Source organism: uncultured Bradyrhizobium sp. (assembly GCF_964252615.1).
Lineage (GTDB): Bacteria > Pseudomonadota > Alphaproteobacteria > Rhizobiales > Xanthobacteraceae > Bradyrhizobium.
Window position 1 is genome coordinate 166,288 of the sequence record NZ_CAXUNQ010000001.1, and the last position, 19,148, is coordinate 185,435.

General features: G+C 60.7%; 20 protein-coding genes. 8 read left to right on the plus strand and 12 right to left on the minus strand.

Features of this window, described 5'->3' with window-relative positions; all coding sequences use genetic code 11:
• From ACFE72_RS00760 to ACFE72_RS00790, 7 genes are all read left to right on the plus strand, one after another.
• A partial coding sequence (locus ACFE72_RS00760; RefSeq protein ID WP_375411237.1) for a peroxidase-related enzyme occupies positions 1-568 on the plus strand: 568 nt, incomplete at its 5' end.
• 233 nt (positions 569-801) lie between these two features.
• Positions 802-1,149 (plus strand): hypothetical protein, encoded by a 348-nt coding sequence (locus ACFE72_RS00765; protein WP_375411129.1) that lies wholly within the window; start codon positions 802-804, stop codon positions 1,147-1,149.
• A gap of 178 nt (positions 1,150-1,327) precedes the next feature.
• Positions 1,328-1,630 (plus strand): acyl carrier protein, encoded by a 303-nt coding sequence (locus tag ACFE72_RS00770; RefSeq protein ID WP_375411130.1) that lies wholly within the window; start codon positions 1,328-1,330, stop codon positions 1,628-1,630.
• Entirely contained in the window at positions 1,620-2,093 is a 474-nt protein-coding gene (locus ACFE72_RS00775; RefSeq protein WP_375411131.1) for a 3-hydroxyacyl-ACP dehydratase FabZ family protein, read from the plus strand. Before ACFE72_RS00770 ends, ACFE72_RS00775 begins: the two co-directional genes overlap by 11 nt.
• Positions 2,086-3,294 (plus strand): beta-ketoacyl-ACP synthase, encoded by a 1,209-nt coding sequence (locus tag ACFE72_RS00780; protein WP_375411132.1) that lies wholly within the window; start codon positions 2,086-2,088, stop codon positions 3,292-3,294. The genes ACFE72_RS00775 and ACFE72_RS00780 overlap by 8 nt, the downstream gene beginning before the upstream one ends.
• 24 nt (positions 3,295-3,318) lie before the next feature.
• Positions 3,319-4,596 (plus strand): beta-ketoacyl-ACP synthase, encoded by a 1,278-nt coding sequence (locus ACFE72_RS00785; protein ID WP_375411133.1) that lies wholly within the window; start codon positions 3,319-3,321, stop codon positions 4,594-4,596.
• A gap of 21 nt (positions 4,597-4,617) precedes the next feature.
• Positions 4,618-5,550, plus strand: a complete 933-nt coding sequence (locus ACFE72_RS00790; protein ID WP_375411134.1) for a lipid A biosynthesis lauroyl acyltransferase — start codon at positions 4,618-4,620, stop codon at positions 5,548-5,550.
• 113 nt (positions 5,551-5,663) lie between these two features.
• Here the strand turns inward: ACFE72_RS00790 and ACFE72_RS00795 are convergent, their stop codons facing one another.
• From ACFE72_RS00795 to ACFE72_RS00845, 11 genes are all read right to left on the minus strand, one after another.
• A complete protein-coding gene (locus tag ACFE72_RS00795; RefSeq protein WP_375411135.1) occupies positions 5,664-6,803 on the minus strand; it encodes a polyamine ABC transporter substrate-binding protein in 1,140 nt (379 codons plus the stop codon).
• The gene (locus ACFE72_RS00800) at positions 6,784-7,947 is read right to left on the minus strand and encodes an aminotransferase (RefSeq protein ID WP_375411136.1); all 1,164 of its coding nucleotides are present in this window, start codon (positions 7,945-7,947) and stop codon (positions 6,784-6,786) included. Before ACFE72_RS00800 ends, ACFE72_RS00795 begins: the two co-directional genes overlap by 20 nt.
• 7 nt (positions 7,948-7,954) lie before the next feature.
• Entirely contained in the window at positions 7,955-8,287 is a 333-nt protein-coding gene (locus ACFE72_RS00805) for a rhodanese-like domain-containing protein (protein ID WP_375411137.1), read from the minus strand.
• A 123-nt stretch (positions 8,288-8,410) separates the two neighbouring features.
• Positions 8,411-10,312, minus strand: a complete 1,902-nt coding sequence (locus tag ACFE72_RS00810; protein WP_375411138.1) for a potassium transporter Kup — start codon at positions 10,310-10,312, stop codon at positions 8,411-8,413.
• A 150-nt stretch (positions 10,313-10,462) separates the two neighbouring features.
• On the minus strand, positions 10,463-11,293 hold the full coding sequence (locus ACFE72_RS00815) for a flagellar motor protein MotB (RefSeq protein WP_375411139.1): 831 nt from the start codon (positions 11,291-11,293) through the stop codon (positions 10,463-10,465).
• Positions 11,294-11,323: 30 nt separating this feature from the next.
• A complete protein-coding gene (locus ACFE72_RS00820; protein WP_375411140.1) occupies positions 11,324-12,097 on the minus strand; it encodes a motility protein A in 774 nt (257 codons plus the stop codon).
• 368 nt (positions 12,098-12,465) lie between these two features.
• Complete coding sequence (locus ACFE72_RS00825; RefSeq protein WP_375411141.1) at positions 12,466-13,434, minus strand: Bug family tripartite tricarboxylate transporter substrate binding protein; 969 nt, start codon at positions 13,432-13,434, stop codon at positions 12,466-12,468.
• A gap of 16 nt (positions 13,435-13,450) precedes the next feature.
• On the minus strand, positions 13,451-14,170 hold the full coding sequence (locus ACFE72_RS00830; protein ID WP_375411142.1) for an RraA family protein: 720 nt from the start codon (positions 14,168-14,170) through the stop codon (positions 13,451-13,453).
• Positions 14,171-14,287: 117 nt separating this feature from the next.
• A complete protein-coding gene (pssA, locus tag ACFE72_RS00835) occupies positions 14,288-15,166 on the minus strand; it encodes a CDP-diacylglycerol--serine O-phosphatidyltransferase (RefSeq protein ID WP_375411143.1) in 879 nt (292 codons plus the stop codon).
• A gap of 72 nt (positions 15,167-15,238) precedes the next feature.
• Complete coding sequence (locus ACFE72_RS00840) at positions 15,239-15,937, minus strand: phosphatidylserine decarboxylase (protein ID WP_375411144.1); 699 nt, start codon at positions 15,935-15,937, stop codon at positions 15,239-15,241.
• Between the two features lie 47 nt (positions 15,938-15,984).
• A complete protein-coding gene (locus ACFE72_RS00845; protein ID WP_375411145.1) occupies positions 15,985-17,937 on the minus strand; it encodes an ABCB family ABC transporter ATP-binding protein/permease in 1,953 nt (650 codons plus the stop codon).
• Between the two features lie 208 nt (positions 17,938-18,145).
• On the opposite strand from ACFE72_RS00845, the gene ACFE72_RS00850 reads away from it, so the two are divergent.
• Positions 18,146-18,751 carry a TIGR00730 family Rossman fold protein gene (locus ACFE72_RS00850; RefSeq protein WP_375411146.1) on the plus strand — a complete coding sequence of 202 codons (606 nt, stop codon included), beginning with the start codon at positions 18,146-18,148 and terminating at the stop codon, positions 18,749-18,751.
• 18 nt (positions 18,752-18,769) lie between these two features.
• Here ACFE72_RS00850 and ACFE72_RS00855 read toward each other — a convergent pair whose 3' ends face one another.
• A complete protein-coding gene (locus ACFE72_RS00855; protein WP_375411147.1) occupies positions 18,770-19,147 on the minus strand; it encodes a VOC family protein in 378 nt (125 codons plus the stop codon).
• Position 19,148: the final 1 nt, after the last annotated feature.

Sequence of the window (19,148 nt, forward strand, 5' to 3'; positions counted from 1 at the left end):
CCCAGCCAAGCGCTTCCCAACCCCCGCCCTTGATAAGCTGCCGGAAGATATCCGCAGCCGCATTCTCGCGGTGCAGGAAAAGTCTGGCTTCGTTCCCAATGTCTTTCTCACGCTGGCGTACCGTCCCGACGAATTTCGCGCATTCTTTGCCTATCATGATGCCCTGATGGACAGGGACGGCGGCCTGACCAAGGCGGAACGGGAGATGATCGTGGTCGCTACTTCCAGCGCCAACCAGTGCCATTATTGCGTCGTCGCGCATGGCGCTATCCTGCGTGTCCGCGCCAAGAACCCGCAAATCGCCGATCAGATCGCCATCAATTACCGGAAAGCGGATCTCACGCCTCGCCAGACCGCAATGCTTGATTTCGCCATGAAGGTGAGTGTCGCGGCCGAGAAAATCTCCGAGCAGGATTTCAGCGATATTGCCAGCCACGGTTTCAGTAACGACGACATCTGGGATATCGCCGCGATCTCGGCGTTCTTTGCGCTGTCCAACCGGATGGCCAACGTCACCGGTATGCGCCCGAACGACGAATTTTATATGATGGGGCGTCTGCCGAAATAAAGCCGTCGCTCGGGGGATATCGCTCTGGCGATTATAGTTACGGTGCTGGCCGTCTCGCGGATGCCCTCCGAGCGAGCCGCGCTCGACCCGGCCGCGCCGGTCCGGCTGGTAGACGGCCTGTTTGCTTTTGGCGAGCGCCAGCGCCTATCGCATTCGTGCCATGACGACTTTGTTCGTGAGACCCGGCCTGAAAGTGGTACAACACGGTCTCGAACGTCGCGGATCGGGCAGCCATGAAAAGCCAGCGACCAGTTATCAATGAAGATGAGCATCGCGTGCTCAAGTTCCGGCCGCGCACCCTGGGCCGGGCCCCCGGCCAGCAGAGCGAGCCGCGCCGGGATGCATTGCAAAACGACGTCCGGCACGAAGCGGACGATCTATCGCGCTATGAACGCAGCCGTGAGGAACCCGACGATTTTCGCCATCGCATGTTGGCGAATTTGGCGGCCTTCGCCTTTACCGTGGCGCTGACCGCCATCGGGATCTGGCTTGCCATGAGCATTGCCGATCTGCGCAATACCCAGGATTGTGTGCTTATGGGCCGGCGGGATTGCGCGCACATTTCGACACCGCGGACCTAGCGTTTTCAGGATTGACCCGAAATCCGGCTAAACCGGCGTCTTCCGCCGCCATTGAACTCGGCGCGGCGCTCCGATATACGGGCACTCGACACCGTATGGGGGACGGGGCGCTCCGGGGTACCTACCCCCCTTCCCGCGCGCCATCTCACATTACCTTCAATATATCAAAGGCTTAATGATGTCTTCTACATTCGATAAGATCGCCGACATTATCGCGGAAACCTGCGATATTCCGCGGGACACGATAACTCCCGAGAGTCACGCGATCGACGATCTGGGGATCGACAGCCTGGACTTTCTCGACATCGCCTTTGCAATCGACAAGGCGTTCGGCATCAAGCTGCCGCTGGAAAAATGGACGCAGGAAGTCAACGATGGCAAGGCCACGACCGAGCAGTATTTCGTCCTGAAAAACCTCAGCGAGCGCATCGACGAACTGGTCGCCGCTAAGGGCGCAGCATCGCCCGACCATGCAACTTGAATATTTTCACCTGATCGATCGCATCACCGACCTTAATATCGGCGAGAAAACCATCGCGGTCGAAGCGCAGGTTCCCCAGCACAACACCATTTTTGAGGGGCACTTCCCCGGCTATCCGCTGCTACCTGGCGTACTGCTGATCGAATCGATGGCGCAGACCTCCGGCTGGCTACTGATTGCACTGATGAAGTTCGAACGCATGCCGTTTCTCGCGATGGTCAAGGAAGCCAAGCTGCGGAGCTTCGTCACGCCGGGCGAACTGCTCAATGTCGATGCCAGCGTGGTTCACGAGGGTTCGGGTTTTGCCATCACTGAAGCCAAGGTCAGCGTCGGCGGCAAGCCAAGATGCAACGCGACGCTGACGTTTCGCCACATTCCTTTCCCCAATCCGGACCTGCGTGGACACATGGACATGGTGGCCGAGCGCATCGGCTTTCCGCAGCACGCAATGCCCCATGACTGAGCTGAAATCATCGAACCCGGGTCTGGTGGAAGTCTGGATCACGGGCATTGGCATCGCCACGTCGCTTGGCGAAGGGCTCGACGCGCATTGGGATGCGCTCAATGCACGGCGCGTCAATGTCGACGAACAACGCTTCGCGCCCTATATCGTCCATCCGTGGGCGCCCATCAAGCTTGACGCGCAGATCCCGAAAAAGGGCGATCAGCGTCAGATGGAGGCCTGGCAGCGCATCGGCACCTACGCCGCCGGCTTGGCGCTCGATTCGGCCGGCGTCAAGGGCAACCCGGAAATCCTCGGGCGGATGGACATGATCATCGCCGCCGGCGGCGGTGAGCGCGATGTCCCCGTCGATTTGGCCATTCTCAACGGCTACGTAAAAGGCAACTCTTCGCCGGCCTTTCTCAACGAGCGGCTGATGAACGATTTACGGCCGACGCTTTTTCTGGCTCAGCTCTCGAACCTGCTCGCCGGCAATATCGCCATCGTCCATGGCGTATCGGGATCGTCGCGCACCTTCATGGGCGAAGAAGCTGCAAGCATCGACGCGGCACGTATCGCGCTGGCACGCATCGCCTCTGGTCAGAGCGACATCGCGTTGATTGGTGCTGCGCACAATGGCGAACGGTCAGACCTGCTGATTCTTTACGAGTTCGGCGACTTCAACCTCAAAGACAAATTTGCTCCGGTGTGGGCGCGGGATAAGAACGGCGGTTTTGCGCTCGGCTCGGCCGGTGCCTTCCTTGTCATTGAGTCCCGAGCGCACGCCGAAGCGCGCGGCGCCAAACCGTATGCGCGGCTGACTAAAGTTGTTTCCGATCGGGCGCAGCGCAAGCAACCCGGCGAAGTCACGAAGGCGCTGGAGCGGCTTTGGTCCAGGCTTGGCATACTTGACGACGATGGCAACCTTCTCACTGGCGCGACCGGTGCCGAACCTGTCACGTCGGAGGAACGGGCCTTCCTGAATCAGCATCCCGGTTATGCGGTGCGCGCGACGGGAACGATGTTCGGCCACACGTTGGAAACCCAGTTTCCGCTGGGGCTTGCGCTGGCAGCGCTCTCGATCTCGCGCGGCGCGCTGTTTCCGCCCAACGATCCTACAGGGCTGGAGGTTGAAACATCCAAGCCTCCGACCCAGATTGTTGTCGTCGGGGCCGGCCACTGGCGGGGCGAAGGCATGGCTTTGGTCGAGGCGGTCAAGTAAACGTGGCGCGATCGGCGGGGAATCATGACGGCATCACGCGATAAATTCGGCAGGCCCATCGTTGTCGTTACCGGCATGGGTATCGTGACGTCGCTTGCGGCCGGCAAGGAAGACAACTGGGCGAAGCTGACCGCCGGCGAATCCGGCATTCGCACCATCACGCGTTTTCCGATCGACGGCCTGAAGACGACCATGGCCGGAACGATCGATTTCGTGACGGTCGAGCCCGCCTCGTCAACGGCCCTTACCGAAAAACTAGCGGATATGGCCACCGAAGAAGCCGTCGCGCAGTCGGGCGTCGGAAGCAAGGGCGATTTTCCCGGTCCATTGTTTCTTGCGGTCGCGCCCATTGAAGTCGAATGGCCGCAACGGATTGAAGTGGGGCGCGCGGTCGGAAAGACCGAGATCACCATCGACGACGTCTTGCGCATCAGCGGCGGCGGAAGGTTTGCTCAATATCATCATCGTTTCATGTTCGGCTCGGTCGCGGGTCATCTCGCGGAGACGTTTGGCACCAAGGGGTCGCCGATTTCGCTGTCGACCGCGTGTGCATCCGGTGCGACCGCGATCCAGCTCGGGGTCGAGGCGATCCGGCGCGGCGAGGCCGATGCGGCGCTCTGTGTTGCGACCGATGGCTCGGTCAACCTGGAAGCTTTGGTGCGGTTTTCCCTGCTTTCGGCGCTGTCGACGCAGAACGACACGCCGCAAGCCGCATCCAAACCGTTCTCGAAGAACCGCGACGGCTTTGTCATGGCGGAAGGCGCCGGCGCGCTGGTGCTGGAAAGCTACGAGGCGGCAACCGCGCGCGGCGCCACGATTCTCGGCGTCCTTGCCGGCTGCGGCGAACTGACCGATTCGTTTCATCGCACCCGCTCGAGCCCGGACGGCAAGCCGATCATCGGATGCGTGCGCAACGTTCTTGCCGATGCCGGAATGACCCCGGAGCAGATCGACTATATCAACGCTCACGGAACGGCGACCCCTGAAAACGACAAGATGGAATACCTGAGCATTTCCGCCGTGTTCGGCGAGCGCACGTCGAAGATTCCGGTTTCGTCCAACAAATCCATGGTCGGTCACACCATTTCCGCAGCCGGAGCGGTGGAGGCAATTTTTTCTCTTCTGACGCTCGAGCATCAGCGTATTCCACCAACCATCAACTATGAGATTCCCGACCCTGCGATCCTGTTCGACGTCGTGCCGAACAAGGCCCGCGACGCGCGGGTCACCGCGGTGATGTCGAACTCGTTCGGTTTCGGCGGTCAAAACGCTTCCCTGGTTCTTACCCGTGAACCGATCTAGCAAGCCAACCATTTTACGCTAATGCGCCGTCTCCTGCTTCGCACCAAAGCCGGCATTCGCGATGCCGCAAAACCGGTGAGCGAAGCCGCGGTCGGCGCGCTGACCGTCGGCCTGCTGCGCACGACGCGCTATTTCGACCCCATCAAGACCGCAAACCTGTTCGGCCGCGTCTCGCGCTTCATCGGCTCCAAACTCAGCGAGAACAAGATTGGCCGCGCCAATCTCACCGCCGCCTTTCCGGAAAAATCGCCCGAAGAGATCGACAGCATTCTCGCCGGCGTGTGGGATAATCTCGGTCGCGTCGGCGCCGAATTCGCCCATCTCGACCATATCTGGCGGCACGATCCAGCGCACCCCGAACACAGCCGCATCGAAATCGAGCCACGCACTCACGATTTGTTTGCGCAATTGCGGCTCGACGGCAAGCCGGCGCTGATTTTTGCGAGCCACCTCGGCAACTGGGAATTGCCCGCATTGGCCGCGGTAGCGCATGGACTCGACGCCGCGATCCTGTACCGCCGGCCCAATAGCGCCGCCGCCGACCGGGCCATCGAGAAGTTGCGCGCTGTCAACATGGGAACGTTAATTCCGGCCGGCCGTGATGCGCCGCTCAAACTCGCAGAGGCGCTGCAGAAAGGCCAACATGTCGCGATGCTGGTCGATCAGTACCTCACCAATGGCGTCGACGTGACGTTCTTCGGACGAATGACCAAGGCCAACCCGATGATGGCTCGCCTGCTGCGACAGGTTGAATGTCCGATCCATGGCGTGCGCATCATCCGCCTTCCCGGCCATCGTTTTCGCGCCGAATTGTCAGAGGAGGTGAAGCCGGTGCGGGACGCCGACGGGAAAATCGATATTCAGGGCACGATGCAGGCGATCACCTCCGTGGTCGAGGGTTGGATTCGCGAATATCCCGACCAGTGGCTGTGGCTGCACCGCCGCTGGCGGTGATCGCCTCGTTAGGTCGTGCCGACCTGCGCCGGATGACAGGATCGGCGAAGCAATCCGAAGCTGCAGGAAAGACCTGGAATGCTTGGTCCGCTACGCTTCCCACAGCGGCGTACTTATCGCCCGATCTTCACCTTGGTCCACAACCGGTTGATGACGCGCTGCGCCGCCGGGTCCCGCGCGGTAATGACGAAGAGCCGAAGCAGCGTTGTCTGGTCCGGATAGATGGTCCTGTCACTCGTCACTTTAGGATTGATGAACTTCTGACTCGCGAGATTGCCGTTGGCATAAGACAGAAAATCCGAATTGCGGGCGGCGACCTCCGGTCTGTACAGGTAGTTGATTAGTTCGTGAGCCTCCGCAACATTCTTGGCGTCCGCCGGGATCGCCAGATTGTCGAAAAACATCTCGGCGCCCTCTTTCGGAATAATAAATCCGATTTCGACGCCATTCTTTGCCTCCTCCGCGCGGCTGCGTGCCTGGATAACGTCGCCGGACCAGCCTATCACCAAACAAATCTCTCCCGTTGCCATTGCGTTGAGGTATTCTGACGAATGAAACTTCCGGACGAAGGGCCGGACTTTCATGATGAGGTCGGCGGCCCTTTCGAAATCAGCCTGCTTGGTCGAATTTGGATCGATGCCAAGATAATTCAGTGCGGTCGGGAAGATGTCGTCCGCGGAATCCAGCATGTGTATGCCGCAATCTTTGAATTTCGCCAGGTTCTCCGGTTTGAAAACGATATCCCAACTGTCGATTTCGGCGTCGGCACCGAGAATTTGCCGCACGGTCTTGACATTATACCCAATGCCGGTGGTCCCCCACATGTAGTTAGCGCCGTATTGGTTATCCGGATCATAGATGGCTAGACGGTTGGTCACCGCATCCCACGCGTTGGCAAGATTGGGCAGCTTGGACTTGTCGAGTTTCTGGAAGATGTTCGCCGATGCCTGGCGCTGCAGGAAGTAGGCCGATGGAACGACGACGTCATAGCCCGATTTGCCCGCAAGCAACCGGGTCTCGAGTGTCTCGTTGCCGTCGAAGGTATCGTAGACGACCTTGATGCCGGTTTCTTTGGTGAAATCTTCCAGCACTCCCGGCGCAATATAGTTCGACCAGTTGTAGAAATTGACAACCCTTTCCTGCGCCCGGGCCTGCAATAACGGCGCGACGAGGGCGGCGGCAGCAATTGCAAATCCGACGATGCAAATCCTGAAGCGCATGGCTAGCTCCGCTTTACGTGCGATGCACCGCATCCGACAGCCGCTCCAGCGCAGCGTCGAGAGTTGCATCTTTCTTGGCGAAACAAAACCTCACCACCGAGGTCACCGCCCCTTCCTCGTAAAATGCCGACACCGGAATGGCCGCGACCTTGTAATCGGTCACGATGCGCCTGCAGAACGCTTCGTCGGTTTCATTAAGGCCGAGCGGTGAAAGATCGACTGTGAGAAAATAGGTTCCCTGCGACTTCAAAACCGGGAAACCGATGCTCTGAAGGCCTTTGGTGAGCCGGTCCCTGCTTCGCGCAAGGTCCTTGCGCATGTCGAGGAAGTACTCGGGCGCCTTGCCAAGGCCGTAGGCGACCGCGGCCTGAAGATTGGGCGCGGTGGTAAAGGTGAGAAACTGGTGCACCTTCGCCGCCACCCGCAGCAAGGGCGGCGCGGCGCAGACAAAACCGACCTTCCATCCCGTCAGCGAAAAAATCTTGCCCGCCGAGCCCACCTTGATGGTGCGATCGCGCATGCCCGGAATCGTGATCAGCGGGATGTGCTCGCGGTCGTCGAAGATGACGTGCTCCCAGACTTCGTCGCAAATAGCAACGCTATCGAACTCCTGACAGAACCGCGCCAGCAATTCGAGGTCTTCACGCGGATACACCACCGCAGCGGGATTGAGCGGGTTGTTGAAGAGAACAGCCTTGGTCCTGTGATTGAAGACGCTACGCAGCATCTCGTCCGTCAATCGCCAATGCGGCGGCTCGAGGCGCACGAGACGGGGGATGCCGCCGGCCTGGCGTATGATCGGCAAATAGGAATCATACACCGGCTGGAACACGACGACCTCGTCGCCAGGCTCTACGAGGGCCAGAATGGCCGATGTCAGCGCCTCTGTACCGCCCGACGTCACCATCACTTCGGTCATCGGATCGAGCGTCAGGCCATGCCAGCGCCCATAATGCGCCGCGATTGCCTGACGTAATTCTGGAATACCCATCATCGACGGATACTGGTTATAGCCGTTCAGCACCGCGTCCGCGGCCGCGCGCCTGATATCCTCGGGCCCAGGATGGTCGGGAAACCCCTGGCCAAGGTTGATAGCGTCGTTGTCGCGCGCCAGTTGCGACATCGCCTCGAAAATGGTAACCGGGAGATCGGCGAAGACCTTATTCATCGACGTCATGAAGCGGTCAGCCGGTCTTGGTCGGCAGGCCCGAAGCCTTCCAGGCCAGCATGCCGCCAACCAGGTGCTTGTCATACGCATGGCCATCGGCTTGGGCCGCCAGTGATGCGGTAACCGACCTTTTTCCGGATCGGCAGGCGAAAACTACCTGTTTGCCTTCGGGGTCCGGAATGTCCTTGGAATCGAAACCCGAAAGCGGAACCACGACTGCATCCGGATAGGCTTCCGCCGCCACTTCGTTTGGCTCGCGGACGTCGATCAGGAGATAACGCCTTTCGGCAATCCCCCGCGACACCTCTTCCGGCGTCAAATCGTATACCTGATGACCCTGATCCGCCACCCGAATCCTCCGTATCACCGTGAGAGCAAATTCAGCAAACGGCTACAGCATTGCCTGCTCGTCGGACGCCAAAGTCGCCTCTGGCGCGCGGAAAATCAAGCGCCAGAAACGCTCAAGCCAAGACTAGATCGTGACCTGCGTACCGACCTCAACCACCCGCCCGGTCGGAATCTGGAAATAATCCGTCGCGTCGTTGGCCGACCGGCTCAGGGCGATGAACAGATGGTCCTGCCATTGCGGCATGCCCGATTGCGCCGACGGCTTCAGCGAGCGTCGCGAGACGAAGAACGACGTCGCCATGATGTCGAACTGCCACCCAAGCTTGCGCGCGATGACCAGCGCCTTGGGAACGTTCGGCGATTCCATGAAACCGAAGCGCAGCCGCACGGTGGCGAACTTGTCGCTGATGTTTTCCATGCGCACGCGATCGGCCGGATCGACCCGCGGCGTCTGCGCGGTTTCGATGGTCAGGATCACATTATGTTCGTGAAGGACCTTGTTATGCTTCAGGTTGTGCAACAGCGCCGTCGGCACGAAACTCGGATCGCTGGTAAGGAATACGGCCGTGCCCTTGACAAAATGGGGCGGGCGCTTTTCCAGGCTCTTGATCAGATCCTTAAGCGGCACCTCGGTACGCCGCGTCTTGCCGGTCAGGATCGCGGCGCCCCGGCGCCAGGTCCAGATCATGATCGCCATGGCGAAGCCGAACAGCAGTGGGACCCAAGCCCCCTCGAACAATTTCAGTAGATTGGCGCTGAAGAAGGTCATATCGACCACGACGAATGGGAGGATGACTGCGGCTGCGGTTGCAGCCTTCCAATTCCACAGTTTCCAGATCACGACAAACCCCATGATGCCGTCGGCGACCATGGTGGTGGAAACCGCAATGCCATAGGCGGAGGCCAGCCCGCTCGACGTGCGGAACAGCAATACCAGCAACAGCACGCCGATCAGCAGAAGCATGTTCACGCGCGGCAGATAGATTTGCCCGGCGTGGGTTTCCGACGTGAAGCGGACTTCGAAGCGCGGCAAAAGACCGAGCTGCACGGCCTGGCGGACCAGCGAATAGGCGCCGGTAATCACCGCTTGGCTCGCGATCACCGTTGCCGCGGTCGCGAGCACGATCAGCGGCAGCAGCATCGTCTCCGGAACCATTCGATAGAACGAATTCTCGATCGCCGCGGGATTGGACAGCACTAGCGCGCCCTGGCCGAAATAATTGATCAGCAGCGCCGGCAAGACCAGGAAGAACCAGCCCGACTGGATTGGCTTGCGTCCGAAATGACCGAGATCAGCATAAAGTGCTTCTCCGCCGGTCACCGCCAGAAATACCGCGCCCAACGTAACGAGTCCGATCGTGCCATGGGAGAGCAGAAACTGGATGCCGTACCAGGGATTGATTGCCGCGAGTACCGACGGATCGTCACTGATGTGGACGACGCCCATCACGGCCAGTACGCTGAACCACAGGACCATGACCGGCCCGAAGGCCGTTGCGACGCGGGCCGTGCCGCCGCTCTGTACCGAGAACAGCACCACCAAAATGAACACCGTCAGCGGCACCACATAGTGCTCCAGCGCCGGCGCGGCGAGCTTGAGGCCCTCGACCGCCGACAACACCGAAATCGCCGGCGTGATCATGGAATCGCCGATGAACATCGAGGCGCCGATCACGCCCAGCGCCAGGAGCGGCCAGCTTCGCCGCCCCAGCGCGCGTTGACCCAGCGCCATCAGCGAAAGTGTTCCGCCCTCGCCGTTATTGTCCGCACGCAGCAGTAGCAGCACATATTTGGCGGTCACGACAATAAAAAGCGCCCATAGGATCAACGACAAAACACCGAGCACAATGATCCGCGTTACAGGTTCGTGCCCGGCAGCACCCGCGACTGCCTCGCGAAACGCATACAGGGGCGAGGTTCCGATGTCGCCGAATACCACGCCGATGCTTCCGAGCGTCAGCGCCCAAAAACCAGTCGTGACCGGCACCTCAAGGGGCGCCTCGGTTGTTGTGTCGCTGATAGCCATGGTGCCTAGAGAACGCTCTGTCGGTTGTTTCGATCCGCGCTATCGTCGCTTAGCGAAGACCTGTCAACTACTCGACTATAGCACTCCCGGGAGGCCTGATTGCCGGAAACGACCGTCTGCGAACAAAAGGTAAAATAGTAAGCGGCGTACTCAGGGTCTAAGATTTGGCGGCAGCGGCGGGTCTTCACGCATCAACGTAATCGTCACCCTGCGATTTGCGGCCAGCGACGGGTCGTCAGGGAACAGCGGCAAGGTATCGGCCTTGCCTGAGACCGCAAAAACGTGGTTCGGCGGCAAGCCTTCCCGCTCCAGGATCTGACGTACCACATTGGCGCGGTCAGCCGACAGATCGAACGCATCGTAATTGCTGCGCGACGGCACAAAGCCCGCAGCGGTATGACCGACGATCAAAACCCGCAGCGGCGTTGCCTTGAGGGGCGCGGCCAATTTCTGAAGCAGCAATCGCGTGCGGTCGTAGGGGACTTTTGAACCGTCGGCGAACATCGACCGGCCATCCTGATCGACAATCTCAAGGTTGAGGCCCTGACTGGTTTCCTCGAACATGATGTGTTTGGAGACTTCGGTCAGTTCCGGCATATCCTGCAGCGCCTGGCGCAGCGACGCTGACGCAAGCGCGAACTCACGGTCGACTTTCAGGCGCGCTCCCGCGGTTCGGCTTCGATCCTGTTGGTCCGGCGTGGGCGTATTGGATGAATCCTCCGGAGCAATATGGGCGGTATTTTTGAGCTTCGGCCGGGTCGGCAGGCCATCGGACTCGATGATTCCGGAATAACGCACTTCGGTCGTGGTTCCGAAAGCGTCGCGCATCGAGCCGGCGACAATTTTCAGCTTGTTGTTATCCATCGTGGAGAACGCGACGAGCATCACGAAGAAGCTCATCATCAGGCCCATCAGGTCGGCGAAGGTCACGAACCATCCGTGTCCCCCGCCATGCGCGTCGCCCCGTTTCTTCTTGGCCATTGATGATTTCCCGGATCGCCGTCAGCCGTTTCAGGCAGCTACCGGCTCGCTTTCTTCGTGGCGATGCTTTTCGGGCAGGTACGCCAGCAGCATTTCGCGCACCAGCGTCGGGCTCTTGGAGTCCCGGATCATCAGGATGCCGTCGATGATCAGCGTGCGGTTGGTTTCCTCGTCGAGCAGCTTGCCATGCAGCTTGTCGGCAATCGGCAGGCAGAACAGGTTGGCGACCAGCGCGCCATACAGCGTCGCCAGCAGAGCCGTCGCCATGAACGGCCCGAGTTTTGAGGGATCGGTCATGTTGGCGAACATCTGCACCATGCCAATCAAGGTGCCGATCATGCCGAACGCCGGCGCGCAGTCGCCGATGGCGCGGTAGATTTTTCCGCCCTCGTCGAGATGCATGAGGAAATTGTCACGGTCGCGCTCCATGTTGTCGCGGATGAATTCGAGATCGTAGCCGTCGGCTACATAGCGTATACCCTTGGCGAGGAACGGCTCGTCGGTTTCAACCTTTTCGAGGCCGACCGGTCCCTGCTTGCGGGCGATTTCCGCAATGCGCGCCAGTTCGTCCACGAGATCGCGTGCCGACAGCCGGCTCATGGTAAACGCGAATTTGGCGCCGAGCGGAAGGCCGTGAAGGATCGCGCTGAGCGGGAAGCGGATCATGGTAGCAGCGATGGAGCCGCCGAAGATGATGATCATCGCATGTTCGGAAACGAACATATGAAGATCGCCGCCCATGAACACCATCACCGCCACGACAACAATGCCGGACACCAGCCCAACGCTCGTCATGATATCCATAAGGTACTCCACGCAACCACGAACGCCGGCCGTGTCGCACGGCAGGACGGCCCGTTCTGCGCCGCCTTCCGACCCTACGTCTGCGCCATTAAAGACCGGTAAAGGTTAAGCCGCGTGCCGCGGATAGATGGCTGAAACGCGGTTTTCGGATATATTGAAGTCGGGCGCCGCTGGCTGGACCAGCAGACCTCGCAACGCATTCTCCATACTCTGTTAACCACGCGCGGCGCCTCCCCGCAGCCTGCGGTGAGAGGCCGCCCTGATGAAGATGGCGTCGCCGCATCCTCACTAAATTTACCGGCAAGAAGCGTCGTCCGGTCCAGGTTGCGCTGCGGATCAGAACTTTAAAGGTTGCAGCCTGCGAGATCTCACTGCGCCTGCGCGCCGATGCCTGCAGCCTTGATGATGGGCCACCATGTGTCGATTTCGGCCTTCTGGAACGCAGCCAGCCCTTCCGGCGTCTGCTGCTCGCGCGAAGCGATATCGAGGCCGAACTCGCTGAAACGCTTCTGCACGGTGAGGTCGGCCAGCGCCTCGACCATCGCGGCGTTGAGCCGGGCGATAATGTCCTTCGGCGTTCCCTTCGGCGCGAAAAAGCCGAACCAGCCCGACATATGCAATCCCGGCACGCCGGTTTCATCGGCGGTCGGAATGTCGGGCATCGAGGCCGAGCGCTGCGGCGAGAGGTTCGCCAGCGCCTTGATCTTGCCGCCACGGATTTGCGGCAGTGCCACGGCGCCCTGCACGACAAGCAGGTCCATGGTGCCGGAAACCAAGTCCGTCATTGCCGGACCCGCGCCGCGATAGGGAATGAACTGCACTTTCTGTCCGGTAAGCTTTTCGAACAACACGCCACTGACATTGGCCGCCGCATTCTGGTTGACGAAATTGATCTTGCCGGGGTTCGTCTTCATCCAGGCAACGAGTTCGGCAAGCGTGTTGGCCTGAAGATTATTCCTGGCGACCATGAGTTGTGGATTGTTGGAGATAAGGCCGATCGGCTCGAAGTCCTTTTCAAGATCGTAATCGAGCTTGTAGATGATGCTGCCGACATGGGTATCCCATTGGCCGATGTCGAAGGTGTAGCCATCCGGCGCCGAGCGCGCCACGCGCCCGACGGCGATGCTGCCGCCGGCGCCGCCGACGTTTTCGATCACGATCGGCTGTCCGAGCGACCCGCGCATGTGCTCCGCCATGATGCGCGCGGCAGCATCGGTCGATCCGCCCGGCGGGAACGGGACCACCAGCGTGATCGAACGCGAGGGATAGGTTTGCGCCTGCGCACCGGCGATTCCAGAGAGAAATGTCAATGCCAGCGCAACCAAACGTTTTCTCATGACCAGCCCTCGACTGTCAGTGAATCTCGGCGGAGCGCTTCAGCGCCTCTTTCAGTTTCTCCAGGGTAAAATCCTTGCTGCGGGCGATCTCGAGAATGGGCGTCTCGCGGCGTGCGCAGAGCTCGCAGGCATCCGGCACCTTGGCAGCGATATCGTGCGGGATCACGATCGCACCGTGGCTGTCGGCGTGAATGAGGTCATCGGAACGCACCGTCATGCCGGCGACGCGAACCTCGGCGCCGAAACTTTCGGCGTGCACCCATGCATGAGACGGACCGATCGAGCCTGCGAGGGCCTGGAATCCCGACGCCCATTGCGGAATGTCGCGGATCGATCCGTCGGTCACGACCCCGAGACAGCCGAGAGCTTTATGCACGTTGCTTTGCACCTCGCCCCAGAACGCGCCGAATCCGACATCAGGGCCGTCGATATCCTGGATCACGCAAATGCGCGGACCGAAGCCGCTGCCGACATATTCGTAATAATCGATGCGCCGCTTTGCCTGCTCGGCGGCGGGAAGGCCGGATTGAAGGACGGAGCGGATCGTCACCGTGCGCGCATAGCCGACGATCGGCGGCAGATCGGGAAACGGGCACACCAGCGGCTTGGTCGTATAACCGATCAACCGGCGATGGGGCGCAACGATTTCCATGGCATTGCAGATGGTCGGCGTGTCGTACCGCGCCAGCGCTTCGAGAACGGAGGCGGGCAGCGGCGCGGTCGCAGGTCCAGTCACGGCGTTTCTCCTGATTTTCTTGGAATGCATTGTATGCCGTATACCCGACATCGGGAACAGACCCAACCCGGCGATCCTCTCACGGCAGATATCAAGGGGAAAGCTGACAATGGTCGATCAATTCAACCGGGTCGGGCGGGAATCCTGTTCGGGTTTTTCCTGCGGAAACGGCGGCACCGAATCCGAAGCTACGACATCCACCGACGTTGCGGCTCGCGCCGCGGCAGCGCGTTCGTGATTGCGGGAGGACTTCCATCCGGCAGGCAGGCTCAGGAGATACAGCACCGAGCCTGCGGAGAGAATATGCCAGGGATAGCCGATCAACAGCGCGATGAAGAATACCACGGAAACAAAAACCGGCAGCACCATTTCCGGCGGCACCCGCATCCGGATCGTCTTGCCCGAAAAAACCGGCAGCCGTGAAACCATCAGAATTGCGATGAGGAGCGTGTAGAACATGGTCAAGGTGGCCGGCGGCGTCGGCATGCCGAGGAACGCAAGGTAGATCGGCAACAGCACAGTAATCGCGCCGGCGGGTGCGGGTACGCCGGTGAAGAAATTGGCGGCGAATGCGGGCTTGTTCGGATCGTCCATGGTGGCATTGAAGCGCGCCAGCCGCAGGCCGCCGCTGATGGCGAAGATCATCGAGGCGATCCAGCCGACATTATTCAGGTCATGCAACTGCCAGAAGTACAGGATCAGCCCCGGCGCCACGCCGAAATTGACAAAGTCCGCAAGGCTGTCGAGTTCCGCTCCGAATTTCGATTGGCCCTTGATCATGCGCGCCACGCGGCCGTCGAGGCCGTCAAGCACCGCGGCGAACACGATGGCGGCGACCGCTAGTTCCATCCGCCCTTCGGTTGACAGACGGATCGCCGTCAGGCCGGCGCAGATCGCGAGCAGTGTGATGAAATTCGGCACCAGCATTCGCACCGGGATCGGGCGAAACCGGCGCCGGCGCATTTCCGGATATTTGGGATCGATGGGGGTTTGCATGGCACACCTATAGCAAATGCCGGCCTGCTCCGCCATTGCGGCCCCCAGCGGCCAGCCGCATCGCCGGAATGGTTAATCGGCGCGATAGGTGCGGCCGCCGTCGCCGAACTTGAAATCTGCCAATATGGTTTCGCCGGCTACCGCGGTCTGGCCCTCGGAAACCAGAGATTTGGTGCCTTCGGGAAGGAATACATCGAGCCGGGACCCGAAGCGGATCAGCCCGAACCGCTCGCCCGCGCCGATGGTCTGCCCTTCCCGCACAAACGACACGATCCGCCGCGCCACCAGCCCGGCGATCTGGATGACGCCGACGCGCCCGTTCGCCGTCGAGATCACCAGAGAGTTGCGCTCGTTGTCCTCGCTCGCCTTGTCGAGATCGGCGTTGACGAATGTACCCGGGCGGTACGCGATCCGATCGATCCGGCCGGTCACTGGGCTGCGGTTCACGTGGCAATTGAACACGCTCATGAAGATCGAAATGCGCGGCAGCGGCCTGTCGCCGAGACCGAGTTCAGCCGGCGGCATCACCTCCCTCACCATCGACACCCGCCCATCGGCGGGTGCGACGACGATGCCGTCGCGCACCGGCGTCACTCGCACCGGATCGCGGAAGAACAGCGCGCACCAAACCGTGAGCAGCGTGCCGATCCAGCCCAGCGGCGTCCAGATCCAGAACAGGATCAGGCTCGCCAGCGCAAAGCCGCCAATGAACGGATAGCCGTCCGGGTGAACAGGCGGAATTTGCGCGCGGATGGAATTGGTGACGGACATGAATTACTGATCTTTCTTCCCCTATGCAGGGGGCGGTTATCTTTCAATCATTCCGCCGCAGCCGGTGTAACCAGCGGATCGTCGACGGGCGGAGGCGTCCGGTTCGGCGCTTCGTTTTCATCCGACATCAACGCCAGCCTCTCCCGCGCTTCCTGCGCCTCTCGTTGCCTGTTCCACATACTGGCATAAAGGCCGCCAGCCGCCAAAAGCTGGGCGTGGGTACCCCGCTCGGCAATGCGACCCTGGTCTAGCACGATGATCTCGTCGGCACCCACGATGGTCGACAGCCGGTGCGCGATCACCAGCGAGGTGCGGTTGCGCGACACCCGCTCCAGCGCATCCTGGATTTCCTGCTCGGTATGGCTGTCGAGCGCCGAGGTCGCCTCGTCGAGCACGAGAATCGACGGGCCTTTCAGAACCGTGCGCGCGATCGCGACCCGCTGCTTCTCACCTCCGGACAATTTCAGACCTCGCTCGCCGACCTCGGTCTCATATCCGTTGGGCGACATCCTGATGAATCCGTCGATCTGCGCCATCTGCGCGGCCTCTTCGACTTCGGCATCGGTGGCATCCCAGCGGCCGTAGCGAATATTATACCGGATAGTATCGTTGAACAGCACCGTGTCCTGCGGCACCATGCCGATCGACGCGCGCAACGAGGCCTGCGTGACGTTGCGGATGTCCTGGCCGTCGATCAGGATATGGCCGCCGGAGACATCGTAGAGCCGGAACAGCAGGCGCGAGATGGTTGATTTGCCGGCGCCGGATGGCCCGACGATAGCGACCGTCTTGCCGGCGGGCACCTCGAAGCTCAGGCCTTTGAGGATTTGGCGTTCCGGATCGTAGGAGAATCGTACGTCCTCGAACCGCACACTGCCGGCGGTCACGTTCAGCTGTCTGGCGCCAGGACGATCCTTGACTTCCGGATTTCGCGACAGAACGCCGAACATCTTTTCGATGTCGATCACCGCCTGCTTGATCTCGCGGTAGACCATGCCCATGAAATTCAGCGGCTGATACAGCTGGATCATCATAGCATTGATCATGACGAAATCGCCGACCGTATTGGCGCCGCTGCGGACGCCGATGGCGCACATCAGCATGGTCACGGTCAACCCCATCGTAAAAATGATGGCCTGCCCGGTGTTGAGCAGCGCGAGCGAGGTATAGGTTTTTACACTGGCACGCTCGTAGCGCTCCATCGAACGGTCATAGCGCGTCGCCTCGCGCTGCTCGGCGCTGAAATATTTGACGGTTTCGTAGTTCAGCAGCGAATCGATTGCCTTGGTGTTGGCTTCGGTATCGGAATCGTTCATCTTGCGGCGAATCTCGATCCGCCATTCGGTCGCGAGGTAGGTGTAGTACATATAGACGACGACCGTAATCATGGTCACCAGCACGTAGCGCCAGTCGAACTGCCACAGCAGCACGCCCATCAGCAGCGTGACCTCGACGATGGTCGGCACCAGTTGCAGGATCACCATCCGCACGATGACTTCGATGCCGAGCCGGCCACGCTCCAGCACACGCGTCAAACCGCCGGTCTTGCGCTCGAGGTGAAAGCGCAGCGACAATTCGTGCATGTGAACGAAGGTAAGATAAGCGAGCTTGCGAACCGCATGCATCGCGACCTTGGCGAAGATGCCGTCGCGCCATTGCGTCAGCACCGCCATCAGCACGCGCACAGCGCCATAGCTCAAGGTCATGATCAGCGGCGATGCGATCAGCCACAACGGCCAGTTCGACGCGTGCACCGGGGCCGTGTCGGCGCCGGTCAGCGCGTCGATCGCCCATTTGAACGTGAACGGCACCGACAGCGTCGCCAGCTTGGCGACCAGCAGCAGCACCATCGACCACACCACGCGCATCTTGAGATCGGCGCGATCGCCGGGCCAAATATATGGCCACAGGTGGGCAAGCGTTCCGATCAGCGTCGCGCGTTGTGCGGTATTGTCCTGAGCCTGCGCGTCGGCAGCCGGCGTCGGTTTGGTATGAGCCATCAAGCCTGCCCGAACGGCGCGCCGGGATGCGGTCGCAATTGTTTCTTCATCAAGTGCATGTTCCGGTCGTCATATAGAGCGTTTGAACGCGCCGTGCACCCTCGGGCGCCGATTCTTTTCATTTTGGCGGCATTTCCCCGAGAATCGCATACGCTGCGCGTGGCCCGGAAGGCTTGACGACCTCATTTCGCAGTGCCACATCGCCTTAATGAACAAGATCAAAACCGTCTGTGTCTATTGCGGCTCGGGCCCCGGCACAAATCCCCGTTTTATCGAAGCCGCGACGGCGTTCGGAAAGGCGCTTGCCGAAAATGGCGTCGGTCTCGTCTATGGCGGCGGTTCGATCGGACTGATGGGAGCCGTGGCGAAATCAACGCTCGACCATGGTGGAACCGTCACCGGCATCATTCCGGACTTTCTCACCAAGCGCGAGAATGCGCTCGGTGGTGCTCAGGAACTGATCGTCACCCATGACATGCATGAACGCAAGCGGCTGATGTTCGAACGCTCGGATGCGTTTGTCGCCCTGCCCGGCGGCATCGGCACGCTGGAGGAACTGGTCGAGCAGTTGACTTGGCAGCAGCTCGGGCGTCACAGCAAACCGATCCTGATCGCCGATATCGAAGGCTTCTGGGAGCCGTTGCTGGCGCTGCTCAGCCACATGCGTGCGACGCAGTTCATCCGGCCGACCTTGAATGTCGATATTCTCAGAGCGGAGCGGGTCGAAGATATCCTGCCGCGATTGCGCGCCGCCGCGGCCCGCGCGCCGGAAGAAACCAAAGAAATGGCACCGGAAGTGGCCAGCAGGCTCTAGCGTCCCGAGGCGTTTCCGTCACGGGTCCGGAAACGTCACCGCTTCGATTCGATTACCATCGGGATCAACGATGAACGCCGCGTAATAGCTGACGCGATCGTGCGGGCGCAGGCCCGGCGCGCCATCGGAGCGGCCACCGGCCGCCAGCGCCGCAACGTGAAACGCATCGACCTCGCCGGTCGATTTCGCCCGAAGACAGACATGAACGCCGCTCCGGCGCGGCTCCGGCGGCATATCGGCGCGAAGATTAATCCAGAACTCAGGGTAGCTCTTGCCGAAGCCGATTGTGGCAGATCGCGTCACCAGCCGCAAAAGACCAAGCGGCGCCAGCGTCGAGTCATAAAACCGCGCCGCGCGCTGCAGATTGCCGACGCCGACGGAAACGTGATCGATCATC

What these genes read in the sequence shown, in the direction of transcription:
- ACFE72_RS00765 (WP_375411129.1), top strand. Translation starts at nt 802, where the DNA reads ATGAAAAGCCAGCGACCAGTTATCAATGAAGATGAGCATCGCGTGCTC.
- ACFE72_RS00770 (WP_375411130.1), top strand. Translation starts at nt 1,328, where the DNA reads ATGTCTTCTACATTCGATAAGATCGCCGACATTATCGCGGAAACCTGC.
- ACFE72_RS00775 (WP_375411131.1), top strand. Translation starts at nt 1,620, where the DNA reads ATGCAACTTGAATATTTTCACCTGATCGATCGCATCACCGACCTTAAT.
- ACFE72_RS00780 (WP_375411132.1), top strand. Translation starts at nt 2,086, where the DNA reads ATGACTGAGCTGAAATCATCGAACCCGGGTCTGGTGGAAGTCTGGATC.
- ACFE72_RS00785 (WP_375411133.1), top strand. Translation starts at nt 3,319, where the DNA reads ATGACGGCATCACGCGATAAATTCGGCAGGCCCATCGTTGTCGTTACC.
- ACFE72_RS00790 (WP_375411134.1), top strand. Translation starts at nt 4,618, where the DNA reads ATGCGCCGTCTCCTGCTTCGCACCAAAGCCGGCATTCGCGATGCCGCA.
- ACFE72_RS00795 (WP_375411135.1), bottom strand. Translation starts at nt 6,803, where the DNA reads ATGCGGTGCATCGCACGTAAAGCGGAGCTAGCCATGCGCTTCAGGATT.
- ACFE72_RS00800 (WP_375411136.1), bottom strand. Translation starts at nt 7,947, where the DNA reads ATGACGTCGATGAATAAGGTCTTCGCCGATCTCCCGGTTACCATTTTC.
- ACFE72_RS00810 (WP_375411138.1), bottom strand. Translation starts at nt 10,312, where the DNA reads ATGGCTATCAGCGACACAACAACCGAGGCGCCCCTTGAGGTGCCGGTC.
- ACFE72_RS00815 (WP_375411139.1), bottom strand. Translation starts at nt 11,293, where the DNA reads ATGGCCAAGAAGAAACGGGGCGACGCGCATGGCGGGGGACACGGATGG.
- ACFE72_RS00820 (WP_375411140.1), bottom strand. Translation starts at nt 12,097, where the DNA reads ATGGATATCATGACGAGCGTTGGGCTGGTGTCCGGCATTGTTGTCGTG.
- ACFE72_RS00825 (WP_375411141.1), bottom strand. Translation starts at nt 13,434, where the DNA reads ATGAGAAAACGTTTGGTTGCGCTGGCATTGACATTTCTCTCTGGAATC.
- pssA (WP_375411143.1), bottom strand. Translation starts at nt 15,166, where the DNA reads ATGCAAACCCCCATCGATCCCAAATATCCGGAAATGCGCCGGCGCCGG.
- ACFE72_RS00840 (WP_375411144.1), bottom strand. Translation starts at nt 15,937, where the DNA reads ATGTCCGTCACCAATTCCATCCGCGCGCAAATTCCGCCTGTTCACCCG.
- ACFE72_RS00845 (WP_375411145.1), bottom strand. Translation starts at nt 17,937, where the DNA reads ATGGCTCATACCAAACCGACGCCGGCTGCCGACGCGCAGGCTCAGGAC.
- ACFE72_RS00850 (WP_375411146.1), top strand. Translation starts at nt 18,146, where the DNA reads ATGAACAAGATCAAAACCGTCTGTGTCTATTGCGGCTCGGGCCCCGGC.
- ACFE72_RS00855 (WP_375411147.1), bottom strand. Translation starts at nt 19,147, where the DNA reads ATGATCGATCACGTTTCCGTCGGCGTCGGCAATCTGCAGCGCGCGGCG.